At 50.7% G+C, this 14,009-nt stretch carries 15 protein-coding genes and 1 riboswitch; of the genes, 7 read left to right on the forward strand and 8 right to left on the reverse strand.

Going from position 1 to position 14,009, the window contains the following annotated elements:
* Nucleotides 1-11 precede the first annotated feature (11 nt).
* Nucleotides 12-908, reverse strand: a complete 897-nt coding sequence (locus EPA93_RS11815) for an NAD(P)/FAD-dependent oxidoreductase (RefSeq protein WP_129887634.1) — start codon at nucleotides 906-908, stop codon at nucleotides 12-14.
* 368 nt (nucleotides 909-1,276) lie between these two features.
* Nucleotides 1,277-1,762, reverse strand: a complete 486-nt coding sequence (locus EPA93_RS11820; RefSeq protein ID WP_129887636.1) for a DinB family protein — start codon at nucleotides 1,760-1,762, stop codon at nucleotides 1,277-1,279.
* A 215-nt stretch (nucleotides 1,763-1,977) separates the two neighbouring features.
* Between EPA93_RS11820 and EPA93_RS11825 the strand changes: the two genes are divergently transcribed.
* From EPA93_RS11825 to fes, 6 genes are all read left to right on the forward strand, one after another.
* Nucleotides 1,978-2,214, forward strand: a complete 237-nt coding sequence (locus EPA93_RS11825; protein ID WP_129887638.1) for a hypothetical protein — start codon at nucleotides 1,978-1,980, stop codon at nucleotides 2,212-2,214.
* A gap of 241 nt (nucleotides 2,215-2,455) precedes the next feature.
* A riboswitch (TPP riboswitch) is annotated at nucleotides 2,456-2,573 on the forward strand.
* A gap of 226 nt (nucleotides 2,574-2,799) precedes the next feature.
* Nucleotides 2,800-3,582: a thiazole synthase gene (locus tag EPA93_RS11830; protein ID WP_129887640.1), complete on the forward strand. Its 783-nt coding sequence runs from the start codon at nucleotides 2,800-2,802 to the stop codon at nucleotides 3,580-3,582.
* A gap of 146 nt (nucleotides 3,583-3,728) precedes the next feature.
* The gene (gene thiE / locus EPA93_RS11835; protein ID WP_129887642.1) at nucleotides 3,729-4,409 is read left to right on the forward strand and encodes a thiamine phosphate synthase; all 681 of its coding nucleotides are present in this window, start codon (nucleotides 3,729-3,731) and stop codon (nucleotides 4,407-4,409) included.
* Nucleotides 4,381-4,614, forward strand: coding sequence for a sulfur carrier protein ThiS (gene thiS / locus EPA93_RS11840; protein ID WP_129887644.1), 234 nt, complete (start codon nucleotides 4,381-4,383; stop codon nucleotides 4,612-4,614). The genes thiE and thiS overlap by 29 nt, the downstream gene beginning before the upstream one ends.
* A 141-nt stretch (nucleotides 4,615-4,755) precedes the next feature.
* Nucleotides 4,756-6,000 carry an RNA polymerase sigma factor gene (locus EPA93_RS11845; RefSeq protein WP_129887646.1) on the forward strand — a complete coding sequence of 415 codons (1,245 nt, stop codon included), beginning with the start codon at nucleotides 4,756-4,758 and terminating at the stop codon, nucleotides 5,998-6,000.
* 92 nt (nucleotides 6,001-6,092) lie between these two features.
* Nucleotides 6,093-7,373 carry an enterochelin esterase gene (gene fes, locus EPA93_RS11850; protein ID WP_129887648.1) on the forward strand — a complete coding sequence of 427 codons (1,281 nt, stop codon included), beginning with the start codon at nucleotides 6,093-6,095 and terminating at the stop codon, nucleotides 7,371-7,373.
* A 95-nt stretch (nucleotides 7,374-7,468) separates the two neighbouring features.
* Here fes and EPA93_RS11855 read toward each other — a convergent pair whose 3' ends face one another.
* Nucleotides 7,469-7,873 carry a PPOX class F420-dependent oxidoreductase gene (locus EPA93_RS11855; RefSeq protein ID WP_129887650.1) on the reverse strand — a complete coding sequence of 135 codons (405 nt, stop codon included), beginning with the start codon at nucleotides 7,871-7,873 and terminating at the stop codon, nucleotides 7,469-7,471.
* 329 nt (nucleotides 7,874-8,202) lie between these two features.
* Nucleotides 8,203-8,595, reverse strand: a complete 393-nt coding sequence (locus EPA93_RS11860) for a PPOX class F420-dependent oxidoreductase (RefSeq protein WP_129887652.1) — start codon at nucleotides 8,593-8,595, stop codon at nucleotides 8,203-8,205.
* 241 nt (nucleotides 8,596-8,836) lie between these two features.
* On the opposite strand from EPA93_RS11860, the gene EPA93_RS11865 reads away from it, so the two are divergent.
* Complete coding sequence (locus EPA93_RS11865; protein ID WP_129887654.1) at nucleotides 8,837-9,724, forward strand: cyclase family protein; 888 nt, start codon at nucleotides 8,837-8,839, stop codon at nucleotides 9,722-9,724.
* 58 nt (nucleotides 9,725-9,782) lie between these two features.
* Here EPA93_RS11865 and EPA93_RS11870 read toward each other — a convergent pair whose 3' ends face one another.
* From EPA93_RS11870 to EPA93_RS11885, 4 genes are all read right to left on the reverse strand, one after another.
* A complete protein-coding gene (locus EPA93_RS11870) occupies nucleotides 9,783-10,205 on the reverse strand; it encodes a PPOX class F420-dependent oxidoreductase (RefSeq protein ID WP_129887656.1) in 423 nt (140 codons plus the stop codon).
* Between the two features lie 52 nt (nucleotides 10,206-10,257).
* A complete protein-coding gene (locus EPA93_RS11875; RefSeq protein ID WP_129887658.1) occupies nucleotides 10,258-11,793 on the reverse strand; it encodes an MFS transporter in 1,536 nt (511 codons plus the stop codon).
* A gap of 394 nt (nucleotides 11,794-12,187) precedes the next feature.
* Nucleotides 12,188-12,508, reverse strand: a complete 321-nt coding sequence (locus EPA93_RS11880; RefSeq protein WP_129887659.1) for an antibiotic biosynthesis monooxygenase family protein — start codon at nucleotides 12,506-12,508, stop codon at nucleotides 12,188-12,190.
* 269 nt (nucleotides 12,509-12,777) lie between these two features.
* On the reverse strand, nucleotides 12,778-13,401 hold the full coding sequence (locus EPA93_RS11885; protein WP_129887661.1) for a TetR/AcrR family transcriptional regulator: 624 nt from the start codon (nucleotides 13,399-13,401) through the stop codon (nucleotides 12,778-12,780).
* Between the last annotated feature and the right edge of the window lie 608 nt (nucleotides 13,402-14,009).

Here is a 14,009-nt window from a genome sequence, read left to right on the forward strand (position 1 = left end):
AGCGGCCCGGTTTAGCGAAAGTCATTTTCGACTAAATCCGCATTCACGCCAGCTCCGGCCCTACTTCCTGCCGCCGCCGCGATAATGAGTTGCGCGGGCGCATCAAGCGAGGTATCACCGGCAGCATAGACGCCCGGAACGCTAGTCCTGCCAAGCTGATCAATGACGATTCCACCTTGCGCGTTCATCTCACAGCCAAGCTCCGCACCAATGGGGGTAGCCTGGAATAAGTGTGTGAAGACAAAGCCTCCTTCGCGTTGAATCTCTCTCTGATTGGCAAAAATTACTCGTTCCAGCTGTCCATTCTTGCCAACCAGTGCTCTAATTGGGTCCTCTATAACCTGTATCTCTTTTTTGCGCAGCGCTTCTTTTTGCTCGTCTGTCAGAATTTGATGCCCATTTGTGCATATAACGAGATCTCGGCTCCAATTCCATATGAGCTTCGCGTGGAAAGCGTGCTCCTCAGCGATGGCGATCAGAGGCCGATCCCTGAGCTCCCAACCGTCGCAATATGGGCAGCTAAACAGGCTTTTCCCATAAAAGTCATGAATGCCCTCTATCTCAGGGAGCGTCTCTTTCAAGCCTGTAGCAAGGATCACGGTCCTGGCCTGGTATGCTGGCTGGCCAGCAACGACAATTTCAAAAGAGTTCTCCTGCTTATGTACAGCTGTGACGAGGCCCTGCTGGAATGTTGCCGAGGGATATTTGCTGATTTCCTGGTGGGCAAGAGCTCTGAACTCGTCAGGCTTTACTCCATCGCGCGTCAAAAAGCCATGCGACTCCTGCGTTACAGCATTTCTTGGCTGATTGGCGTCAAAAACTATCACACTTCTTTTGGCTCGACCCAGCACAAGCGCAGCATTTAAACCCGCCGGTCCGCCGCCGATAATTGCACAATCAATCATCATAGTTTACTATCCTCTCCTTTTTAAAGACTTTATAGACTCTAGATATCTATAATGCTGAGAAAAAAATATGTGATAAGAGAAGCCACGAAATACAGGCCGCCTTGCAGACCACCTCTGCTTGCTTTCACCTATTTTAGTTCTCGCCTTACTATTATAGACTCGATGAGTCCATAATAGAACATCTGGGAGATATTGTCAAGGGAAACTATCTGGCAAAGTTGCCGCACTGGCTTGAAATATGGGCATGTGTGTATCTCTCAAGGGGCATAAAGAGACAGCTAGCGAGTTGCTAACTGCCTCATGAGCTTTGCGTTAATACGATAGGCATGATAGGTCAAATATGGGTCTATCGCATCAAGAGGGAAGGATCAGGCGTTTCGCTGCGCTTCCCAGAGTTGAACGTTGTTGCGCATCTGGGCGATATGCACAAGCGTATGTTCAGTATATGTTTGTAGCAAATCGTCGAGGCTCAGCTCACCATTTTCGGGATGCTTGACCGTATTGCGCCAGCTACTTTCTGGCAAGAGCGTGAGCAATTGATACGTCGTGAGTCGCAGTAAGCTGAAGAGATTGAGGGCATCTTCAGGGCTTTGTTCAGGGTAATGAAGCTGCTCAGCAAACTGCTCCTGGTCATAGAGACCGACTGTAGAGCCCGGTTCGGCAATTGCTTTGCGTATGCGGATAAAACCGTTGGCCTCGGCATCGGCGAGATGAATAATGATTTCATGGATGCTCCATTCATGTGGGGCGGGTTTAAAGTGCCAGGCCTGACGCGGAAACGTCTCTAGTGCCTGGCGAACCTCATCATAGGCCTGCGAGTAACGCTGAAGGAGCGCCTGTCGTTCTGTTACCATAGTCCTTACTATCCTTGCTTGATTAATTTATGACTAACCTCTTCTCTTGAAACGAACGGGCAAGCCAAAACGTCCCGTCTACAGAGGCGTGCTATACTATACTATCCTCTATTTGGGAGGATTTGTGCAAAACTCATAAAGGCTTTTTGCCAGGAAAAAGCTGTTAGAGTTATATTGTTTTATAACATTTTGTACTTTGGGAAAGGAGTGCGTTAATGGCAACCGCTGGTGATGCACCCAGCTTTGAGCGGGATATCAAGCCGCTATTTCGCGAAGATGATCGAGATGCCATGGATTATGTGTTTGACCTCTGGAAATATGAGGATGTACGCGCAAATGCGCAGAACATCCTCGAACGCATAGAAGATGGTTCAATGCCCTGCGACGAGGAATGGCCTGAAGAGCGCCTTGAGCTTCTGCGCCGCTGGATTGAGACTGGCATGTCGGCCTGAATCTCTTTGCTTGCTCAACCACTACAATGGCTGAGCAAGCAACGGAAACTTCAAGCTGTTGGATGCGCCAGGCCAGTTGTATAGAGCGAGTCATGTAGGTTATAATTATTATGTGAGATGTTTGTTTGCTCTGCTTTGATCTGCAAGTAAAAGTTTAAGAAGAGATAAGAAGCTTCCCTCTCAAGCTTGCTAAGGGCAAATAGATCTCAGAGACAATAGATCTTATAAAATACTAACTGTCAACGTGTGCTAGGGGAGCCTGGTGCAGCCAGGCTGAGAACGCCACCGTTATGTGTGGGGACCCTTTTGTGAACCTGATCTGGATAATGCCAGCGAAGGGAATGCAGCCGTTATGAATTACTATCAGACCGCATTGTTGCGACGAAATCAGCTCTTCAGCCCTTCTATTACTCTTTTACGAGCCTGCGTCTCTTCCCTCCCCTTTTATTGGCATATTGCGATCGCTGCTATGGTTAGTAAAGGTCTGACCGGCAAGGTAGATAGCTCGTCAAACTGTAAGCAGATCTTCAGTTTGTATTCACCGAAGCAACTTGAAACGTGCTCGTTTAGAAAGGCGAAGAAGAGATGGAAGATAACCTGAAAATTGGCGAACGTGAGTTTCAGTCGCGCTTGTTGCTGGGAACTGGAAAGTATCGTAGTTTTGAGGAGATGCAAGCGTCTTTGGCGGCAAGTGGAGCTCAAATTATTACTGTAGCCTTGCGCCGCCTTGATCTCTCGCGGCCCCAGGAGCCGGGATTGCTTGATTATATTGATCCTGCTCGCTATGTGATTCTGCCCAATACCGCTGGTTGCAAAACTGCCGAAGAGGCTGTGCAGACCGCCCGCCTTGCCGCCGCTATGGGATTGCCGCGCTGGGTTAAATTAGAAGTTATCCCTGATCCTCGCTACCTGCTGCCCGATCCTCTGGCTACCCTGGAGGCTACTAGAATTCTTGTCGCCGAAGGCTTCGACGTCTTGCCCTATATCAACGCTGATCCCGTACTTGCGCTGCACCTGCAAGATGCTGGGGCTGTCACGGTTATGCCGCTGGGCTCACCGATTGGTTCTGGGCAAGGCTTGCTGAATCTCCCCCAGATCCAGATTATTATTGAGCAGGCACGTGTTCCGGTTGTGGTAGACGCAGGTATAGGAGCGCCATCAGATGCCGCGCTGGCTATGGAATTAGGGGCCGCTGCTTGTTTGATCAATACAGCGGTGGCGCAGGCCAAAGATCCTTTGCAGATGGCGCGTGCTATGAAACTTGGTGTAGAGGCTGGCCGGGCCAGCTATCTGGCCGGTCGTATACCTCGTCAGCCATACGCCTCGGCTAGTAGCCCGACCAGTGACCTGGCCGTAACCGCCAGTTAAGCACCAAATGCTTCAATCTGGTAAATGCCTGAAGGCCGATCCTTATAGTAGCTGCAGGATGCGGTGGTGAGTATATTCTCGATCTCTTGAGCTGTAGGGCCTTCCCGACATGGTGAAGTAGAGAGGCTTCAGGAAGATGAGTTGTAATGAGTAAGCTGCAACTAACCTATCCGGTTTTGTGCCTGGTGACCGATCCAGACATAACTAATCTCTATGAAAAGGTAGACGGAGCGTTAGCCGCAGGGGTGACTATGCTGCAGTTGCGTGGGCATGGGCAGAGTGCACGCGAGCTCTATAAACTTGGCCTGACGCTGTGTGCCTTGTGCCAACGCTATAACGCCACCTTTATCGTCAATGATCGCATTGACGTCGGGCTGGCGTGTGGCGCTGACGGTTTTCAGCTAGGTGTGCGCAGCCTGCCCCCTGGCACGGTACGCCGGCTTGTTGGCGAGCGCTATTTACTCGGAGCCTCGATTCACACTACACGAGAGGCGCTACAGGCAACTGCCGATGGAGTTGATTTTTTGCTGGCTGGGACCATCTTTCCTTCGGCCTCGCATCCTGGGGATTTGCCTGCCGGTCCCGCCCTGCTTCGCTCGATCAGGGATTGTGTACCCAATCTCCCATTACTGGCAATTGGAGGCATTACCCATCTGAATGCGAAGCAGGCTATAGAAGCCGGGGCCTCTGGTATTGCGGTTATCTCCGCGATCCTGGCGGCAGAGGATATTGAGCAAGCTGTCGGCTCCTTGCGGGCAGCTATTCATCGAAGCTTAGAGAATAACGGAAAGGGACAAGATGAGCGAGAAGGCTCAGGAAGCGAGTGAGGCCATCACGATTATTGCCAATGGTCAGCCACATACGATCGAGGCTGGCTGTAGCATTGCACACTTTTTAGCGACGTTGCATATTCGGCCCGAATATGTAGTGGCGCAGCTGGATGGCGCGATTGTGCCACGCAATGTACTTGATAAAACGCTGCTGATGGAAGGTCAACGCCTGGAAATCGTTACGATGGTTGGTGGTGGCTAACTTCTCGACAAGCGTACCATGCCAGGCAAGAGGCAAAGTCGTTTCTACTATAATAGATTATTGAGTTAGCAGAAAAAATGCGCAGGGTTGTCAGGTTCTGGAGCATCTAAAGGAGAAAGACTATAAGGAGGTTTACCTACTTTGTCCAGTCGCTTTCCGCATTCCAGAGCGAATCAGAACCAGGAACATTTTGCTCTATGCACAACTCACACTATCCCTCAAGCTTCCCTTACTGCCCAGCTAGAGGAGCGTATCGCAACGGCATATCCACGGCTTTGCCGTCTTGCCCAGGCCACTGGCGTTCCCTCTAATGCTGTTGAGGATGTAGTACAAGAAGCCTTGGTCGCTGCGTGGCAGCATTTGGATCATCTGCGCTCTCCAGAGCGTTTTGATGCGTGGCTAGACCGTATTTGTCGTAATGCTGCCTACCAGTATCATCGTAGGCAGCCATTGCATGAGAAGCTTTTCGCCGAACATCCCGAAGGCGACCTGGCCCTTGCCTTAGATAGTTCTCATTCTAGCGGCTGTGATCCTGCTGAGGAGTATGATAGCCAGGCCTTGAATGCGCTCCTTGAGCGCGCTTTGAGCTTATTACCTGCGGAAGCTCGCCAGATATTGGAAGCCCATTATCTTGTGGAGGTTCCTCAACGGGAACTGGCGCTTCGCTTAGGTATTACAATCAGCGCTTTGGAGTCTCGCCTGCACCGTGCGCGCGGATCTCTACGTCAGGTGCTTTGCAATGATCTGCAAGCAGAGGCCATTGATTTTGGCTTGCTTTCTGCTCAGGAAACGCTTTTGACCTGGCGCCAGACGCGTCTATGGTGCCATTTATGCGGACAGCATCGGTTACTGAGCGCTTTTGAGTCTTGTGGGCAGGGAAACATCAACTTCCGCTTGCGCTGCCCACAGTGCTGGCCTCGCTTCGGTCTCGATGCCCTCGATAGCAATGGTATAACTCACCTTGGGGAAGTACGTTCTGCGCGGCCTGCACTTAAGCGTACGATGCGAAGCCTGATTACCCATTTCAGCCAGGCGCTGCAGATGGGATATGAAACATGCTCGTGTTGTGGATCATCTGCTCAGGTGCGGATAGTGAGTCCAGGTGAGGGATCATTTCCCCTTCCCCAGAAGTTTTGGCTGCGTTCAGATTGCCCTATCTGCGGACCTCGCTTGAACACGCTGGATGACGTAGTGTGCTGGTCCAATCCGTCGCTGCAAAAGTTTATCACTGTGTATCCACGTCATATTACGGAACCTGATGCCGTGGTGAACTATGCTGGCCAGGAAGTGATTCGCTTTAGCTTCATCTCAGTGACCAGTACAGCACGCCTGAGAGTGTTGGTCCAGCGAGAGACGCTGCAAGTTCTGACGGCCTTCCAGGAATAGTCCTATCTATTCCTGAGCCATGCTAGAAAATTACGATAACTCTTCTCTTATCTAGCATATCTGTCTGCCTTTTTTCTGAAGGGAAACTTATCATGGAAAAGTATGAAGCCCTCATAAGCCCACGCCTGGCCGCTTTGCAGTCAGCTCTTGAAGCTGGAAACACTACAGCCTTGTCCGCTTTCTGGCGCGAAATGAGTCTCCAGGAAACTCCTCTAATTGAGCCTATTGAGCATGATGAGCAGCGCTGCCTTGTCACGTTTCTGTGGCGTGCCAACGAAGAGACTGACAATGTGGTGCTTATTAGCCCGCTCAGCGACTATTTTGGGAAGCGGCGTATCGCCAATAATCAAATGATACATCTTGCTCACACTGACCTGTGGTACAAAACATATCAAGTGCCTATCGCTGTACGCGTTGGCTATCTCTTTTCGCCCAATGATGCGCTGATTGAGGAAGAGGAGCGACCCGATTGGATGGCCTGGATGGCAACACGCTACCTAGATCCTCTCAATCCACTGTGCTATAGCATTCCCAGAGACGAAGAGGACCCTGATGACCTGGATCTGCACTATTCCGTCCTTGAGCTTCCTGGAGCTGCTCCCGAGGCATGGATCACAGTCTGGCCAGGCAGAAGAGCCGGGAAGGTAGAGCCGTATCGCCTGCGGAGCGCAATTCTGGAAAACGAGCGTCGCATCTGGGTATATACCCCGCCTGAATACCTTCCGGAGCTTAGTCCCTATCATCTGCTCGTCCTCTTTGACGGCTTGAATTATCTCGATCCAATCCCAACACCGACTATTTTGGATAACCTGATAGCTGAGGGGCGCATTCCGCCCCTGATCGCCGTGCTTGTTGATACGTTTCCCTCTGAACGGCGCAACCGAGAACTGCCTTGCTACCTTCCGTTTGTCAAGTTCTTAACTCAGGAAATGCTGCCCTGGCTTGGCGAGCGATATGCTATTACTGCTGATCCTGATCAGACGATTGTGGCGGGTTCGAGCTACGGGGGATTGGCTGCAGCTTTTGCCGCCTTCTCGGCACCCACAACATTTGGCAAGGTACTTTCCCAATCTGGAGCGTTCTGGTGGGCGCCAACTGACGAGATAGGTGGCGATCCGCAGGAGGTCCGGCAAAAACTAAAGGAGCCTGAATGGCTCACGAAGCAATTTGCCCTGCACGAAAAGCTTAAGTTGTCCTTTTACCTGGACGTGGGCCGGCTAGAGACTGAAGAAATGGTTGTTAATCAGCATCTGCGCGCTGTCCTGGAGGCAAAAGGATATCCAGTTCACTATGCCGAGTTCAGTGGCGGTCATGAATATTTGAGCTGGCGTAGAACGCTTGCAGAGGGGCTAATCGCACTGCTGGCCCGCTAAGAGAGGTGTGTAAATGGGAAACACTTTGCCAGCGGATGAACCAATGAATATAGCAGGGCAGGTTGTATACAAGTCAGGACCTGCCCATAAACTTCCTAGCGGGCAAGTACAGAAAAAATGCGCTGTGGGAGGACGTAGACAGTGATGCGTTGCTCCTTAAGCACATTTTCAGGAGCGTCTGTGCCCAGATATTTTCTGGCCAGGGTATTCACAAAAGTCGTGTCAGTATCGTCTTCAATGCGCGCAACTTTGCCACGAATCTCCAGGTAGTGATAGGAATCGTTAGGATCAATGATTGAAAGAGCTACCCTGGGATCGCGCTGCACATTGCGGAACTTCTGCCGCGTTGACGTTAAGCTGAATTTGATATAGGTCCCGTCCCATTCGAACCAGAGCGGCGAATTATGCGGTTCACCCTGCGGGCCAAGCGTGGCCATACTGGCTAGTGCTTTTACCTGCGTTTTTAACAAAGTTTGCTCTTGCGTAGATAGAACGCCCATTATGCTTTCTCCTCTTTGCCTTTCTCAGTCTAATAGAGAGAAGGGCCAGGCACTCTCAATGCTTGAGAATACCTGGTATCCTGATGTCAGGCAGACTTTCACAGCTACCGCCCATAACTATACACATTGACATCAATGTTAATGTCAAGCGCTAGCCAGCCCGCTACCTGGTGAGATCGCCGCCACGCCTGCAGGTGAAAAGCTCATCAATGGTCAAATAGCGTAAGCTTTCCGTGAAGTTGCAGGTGTGGACCAGTGAAGCATTCCAGCATCTCAAAGAGGAGAAGATATATTGGGGTAGACTCTCTGCAGAGAGCGTCACATGTTCATCAGTCCTTACGTGTAATATGCTCGGGTTTGACATAAATAATGACCCGCTGTATCTCTGGCGGCTCGTAGGGATATTTTGTCCCCAGATATTTTTCGGCAAGAGTATCGACAAACGCCTTGTCGGTATCGTCTTCGATGTGTTCGACTTTGCCACGGATCTCCAGGTAGTGGTAGGGATTGCTGGGATCAGCGATAGAGAGGGCGACCCTGGGGTCACGCTGCACATTGCGGAACTTCTGCCGACTTTTCGTAAGGCTGAACTTGATATATGTACCATCCCACTCAAACCAGATTGGTGTATTTTGCGGCTCGCCACCAGGTCCAAGCGTAGCGATATGGGCAAGTGCTTTTGTCTTCAACATGTCTAGATCTTGTTCTGGAATAATGCTCATAGTTTCCCTCCATGCCTTCTTGAGCAAAGATAGTAGTTATTGCATGGGCATTTCATATGCCTATCATAGACTACCACCTATATGGCCCGGTCGTCTCCTCACCCTTTGTTCTTGGTGTGCTTTAGAGGCATAGTTCTTGCCAGGCTCTCTGTAGATACCCTGCTTGACGTACTGTCCAACTTCTCTTACGCTACAGAAGACTTCTCAGAGAGTTTGAGACAATCAAGGAGTGAAAAAAGCCATGGATAAGCGAGTACTGTTTGATTTTGAAATAGCATTTACCAATGGTGGGGGAATTCAGGGAAAGGATTTTCGCCTGGATATCGCCGGAGAAACGATCTCCGATCAGGCATTGGCCGATTATCTAGTGCAGGATATGCGCTTACTGATGGTTGGCAGCGTTAAGATCCTGAATAAACAGATTATAGAGGAGAAGCACAAGCGTAGACCTATCGATGAAGCATCTGGTACAGCCCATCTCATAGACCTGAGCCATACAATCGAGCATGGCCTGGTGACCTATAAAGGTCTTCCGGCGCCGATAATCTGTGATTATCTCAGCCGGGAAGAATCGCGAAAGACTTATGCCGAAGGAACAACGTTCCAGATTGGCAAAATTGAGATGGTTTCTAACACAGGCACATATTTGGATTGTCCTTTCCATCGCTATGCTGATGGGAAGGATCTGTCAGAGGTAGGTCTTGAGCGGCTCACTGATCTGGAAGGGATTGTAGTTCGCGCAAACTACCATGAGACGCTGGACATTGATGCCAGCTTTTTCCAGGGCAAGGAGCTGAGAGGAAGAGCTGTACTTGTGCATAGTGGCTGGGATCAATACTGGACAACCGAGAAATATTTTGAGCAGCACCCCCACCTGACGGAAGATGCTGCCCGCTATCTGGTTGCTTGTGGCGTCAAGCTCGTCGGTATTGACTCAGTGAATATTGATGACACCCGGGGAAAAAGCAGGCCAGTGCATTCGCTCCTGCTCAAGGAAGAAATTCTGATTGTTGAGCACTTGCGAGGCCTGGAACTGTTGCCCGATGAGGGCTTTACCTTCAGCGCTCTTCCGCCCAAATTTAAAGGGGTCGGCACGTTTCCGGTAAGAGCCCTGGCGAAAATCAGGTAAAGCAGCGAGCGGATTCCAGGTGCAGAGCTAAGTTAGCCTTGACCTGGAATATCTGCCCTTAGCCAACTTTGCGGCTGGAAATCGCCGATCGTGCCTCTCCCGCTGGTGAGTCGTCGTTACTCAAACCAAAGGAAATTATGCGGGTAGGAGTAATACGCAATATCTCTGGAGCAAAATACTCCAAAATTTCTTTTCCTCCTGTTGCTAACCCCTCCACAGTCCCGCGTACCTCAACCATGCGCATCTTGCCTGGGGATAACATATCATCAACGACAAAGGCCGCGCGTCCGTGACGTACCGAGTCGCGATACTTCTTCGTGTGTATCAAGGTTTCCCCGCCAATATCGATGCTCTCATGTTCAGGATTGTAGCGAAAGGTCACCGGCACAACATGGAGCTCGCCAGTTGGACTAACCGTAGCTAGTCTACCAAAGCGTTGACTCTGTAAATAAGCGATTTCCTCCGGGGAAAATTTGCCCATAATTTGCCTCCTTTATTCGCGCATTCCCTCTCGAAAGAGGGGAATTAGCAGCTTATTGAGATATTTCGCTAAGTGGTTGGGTAGGTAGTGTAATGGCGACCGGGCGTGCGCAATGGCAGTGTTTGGCCTCTGGCAATTGCGCGGGCTGCGCTGGAGTTTTGTGCTCGTACAGTGTCAAGAGGGCCAGTAGGGCTGCCAGGAACGCAGAGCCTATGCAGACAAACACTCCGGCTTGAAAGCCTCCAACCAGGGCATTTTGAATATTCTGCAGGCCATGAGAGCTTGTCTGGAGGAGAACTGCAGAGCGAGCGCCAATCGCCGTAGAAACCAGGGCCATACCCACGCTGCCCCCGATCTGCTGGCTGGTATTGATGAGCCCGGAGGCCAATCCCTGTTCATCGGAAGCGACCTTACTTGTTGCGGCGACAAAAATTCCTGGCATAACGCAACCAAAGCCCGCGGCCAGGAAGAGTATTCCTGGGAGCACGATACCTATATAGCTGCTCCCCGCACTGATTCTCGTCAACAGAAAAAGCCCCAGCATGACGATGAGCAGTCCCCCTATCATCAACCAGAGCACACCGACGCGCGCAATCTGGCGCGAGACGATATTGGATATGATCATCAACGTTAGAGCCATAGGGAGAAATGCCAGGCCAGTAGCCAGCGCAGAATAGTGGAGGGTTTGCTGCATATAGAGGGTCAGAATAAACAGAAGAGGGACAAAGGTAGCTGCCGTAAAGAAATTTACTATGTTTCCACCAGTCAGATTGCGCAGGCGAAAGATACTGAGATTGACCAGCGGCTCACGTGAACGCCTTTCTACCAGGACAAAGGCCAGCAGAAAAAGGACGCTCAGCAGCAATAAAAGCAGTTCGGGCCCCGAGATCCAGCCCAGATGGTTTCCTTCGGCCAGCAGATAGACCAGCGCCACCAGGCCTGCCGTCACCAGGAACGCGCCAAGCACATCGATATGTTTGTGCTCTGTAGGCGTGGTAGTCTCGGGCAAGAATATCGGTGTGAGTATGAGCGCCAGCAGACCGACCGGGACGTTGACAAACATGACCCAACGCCAGCCGGGACCAGCCACAAGTAGTCCTCCCAGCAAAGCACCTATCGCAAAGCCTAGAGAGCTGATCGAGCCGGTAATGCCAAACGCACGATTGCGCTCCGGCCCTTCTTCAAAGAGAGTTGTGATCAGAGAAAGGGTTGTGGGTGCCACCAGAGCCGCTCCCAGACCTTGAATGCCGCGGATCACAATAAACCAGATTCCCGAAGGGGCAAATCCTCCGGCTAGAGATGACAGTGAGAACAGTGCCAGCCCGCCCATAAAGAGCCTACGGCGGCCAAAAAGATCTCCGGCCCGCCCACTTAATAGCAGAAAGCTGCCGAAGGTGAGCGAGTAGATACTTACGACCCATTGCAGATCGGCAGTTGAAAGGCCAAAGTCGTGCTGCATCGATGGCAGCGCAACATTCACGATTGAGGCATCAAGAATAACCATGAAACGAGCCAGACACAGGAGGACAAATGCAAGGTGCTGCTTCTGTATGCCCTGGGTTTCTGGCTTACTCACCGAGGTGATCATCAGGTATCCTCCTGAAATAAACAATAGCCGGCAGTTGCTTCCGTATACCTTGCCAGCAGCTAGATCCAGTTTTGCCACTGGGATAGGTAAGTCCCTGCTGTGAAAGGTGTATGAGAAGTTGCGGGAAAAGGCTGCGGAGCGCTATGAGATTGCTGATTTGCCCTGATTTTTGCAGCCTTTTCGCTATAAAAAGTGACCTGTGCTCACGTTTTGGGCAAGCGACAAAAGGGTGAATAGCTCGCGACCTGAAAGGCGCGACTAAGGGCCAGGAAACCAACCTAGCTCTGGCCCTTAGAGCTCAAGCACTACTTATGAGAAATGCTTTGTCTCATCAGAGGCCAGATCGAACCGGCCTCTGTGGCATACTCATCCTTCTACGCCCATCGATTGCCGCTTAACTATTAGCTCGCTCGTAGAGATAAACTACCTCATAGGTATGGGGATCGATCTGAGTGGCGTTCTGATTAAAACGATTGAAGTCTTCGCCATGTCTCTTGAGAAAGTCTTCGAAGTTGGTATCGGTTTGCCAGTGGGCGTAGTTAATGACGCGGGTGCCGTCAGTACTTTTATGCAGGGCAGCGCCTATGAAGCCGGCTTCATCTTTTATCTCCTCAGTGAATTCAATCCACTGATCGACGAGCGCCTGTTGCTGCTCGGGTTTGGTATCAAAGACGTTAATCAACGTTACCTTGTTGCCATCTCTGGTGATAAGCATGTTTTTCCTCCTCTGGAAAATAAATGATAGTCAAGTGACGAAGCAGAAAGATGGGAACAAATGTGAAATCTGGGCACTGGCAGCTGCAGTCATCAGAAACTATCTTCCTGTCGTTGCTACTTCGGACTCACCTTATTAAGCGATGGATTGGTGAGCCACGTTGGGAAGCCTTATGTACCCACCTTTCATGCTGTGTTCAAAGGAAGCAGCCATCAGTGAAAAACAGTAATGATGAAACCAATATAAATTTGGAAGAAAATATAGGACGCTTATCCACGTGGACGATATATCCAGGCGTAGAGCAGATCTTTCATCGTCTCTTGCAGGATATGTTTGATGCGATCCGCTCCTCCAGCGATACGATTCGCCATACCCAGGGTAATAAGCCCATGAATCAGGCCCCGCCGAGCTTCCACCAGGTCTCTGAGCTCTGGCACCTGAACTCCCTTGGCCTCAGCCCATTGCTGAAGGGCTTCGCGTGCCAGGGCAAAACTTTGTTTGACCTCGACCGGGGTATCAGGATGTCCATACACACCATAAGAAATCCCGGCTAATCCATGCATCACCTGATACAACTCAGGGGCACGAAAGGCAAAATCCCAGTAAGCCTCGGTCATAGCGAGCAGGCGCGCTTCGGGATCATCAGTTGAGGCAAAGGCTACCTGCATCTCTACCACCATTTGCTCATAGCCTGAGCGTAAGAGCGCGAGCAGAATTGCCTCCTTATTCTCAAAATATTCGTAAAGAGTAGATTGGCTATATTCTACGCGCTCAGCCACTTTCCGTGTGGTGACCGACTGCCAACCTTCCTCGGCAGCAATCTGCCGGGCTGCAGCAAGAAATTTCTGCCGCAACTCTTGCTTTTCCCGCTCCCGACGTTGTTTAACACCCATTATTTCGAATAACTCACTGATTAATATCCGTTCAATGATTATTCACTGATCAGCTATCGGTAATAGTATAGGGTATGATTGCTTGGTTTGTCAAGAGGAAAATGGAGCTATTATCGCTGTATGGGGGCACTTACGCATTTATTCGTATACTTAGTGAAGAGAACTCGCTTTAGTAGTAATTCAGGAGAATAAGAGGCAATAGTAGGCTTTGCGCTAGCAGAAAGGTGTCAGATCTCTTTGTGAGAAACGTTCTGCTTGCGAGACACACCTGGCTCTGCTATATTCACACGAGGGATGTTTGGGGGAGTTGGGTGTGAAAAGTGTAAGCGGAGAGGATGGTATGCCGAAATTACCAACATATGTGCTGCGCTGGTTAGCGGAAAGCCAGTGCTACGAGCTGACCAGGAATGGAGATGCTGCACAACGCTTTGCGCGAGAAGGCGGGCCCGCCTGGGTTCATTTTCTAGAAACGCATACCTCCTTTGCTTTTCAGGGGCAAGAAGGTAGGTTATCGGTTATCAAAGAAACGCGCCGCCGAGGTTCGGGATACTGGTATGCATATCACACAGTGGGCCGGCGCACCGTTAAACGCTATCTGGGAAGTGCGG

This window comes from Ktedonosporobacter rubrisoli (assembly GCF_004208415.1).
Taxonomy (GTDB): domain Bacteria; phylum Chloroflexota; class Ktedonobacteria; order Ktedonobacterales; family Ktedonobacteraceae; genus Ktedonosporobacter; species Ktedonosporobacter rubrisoli.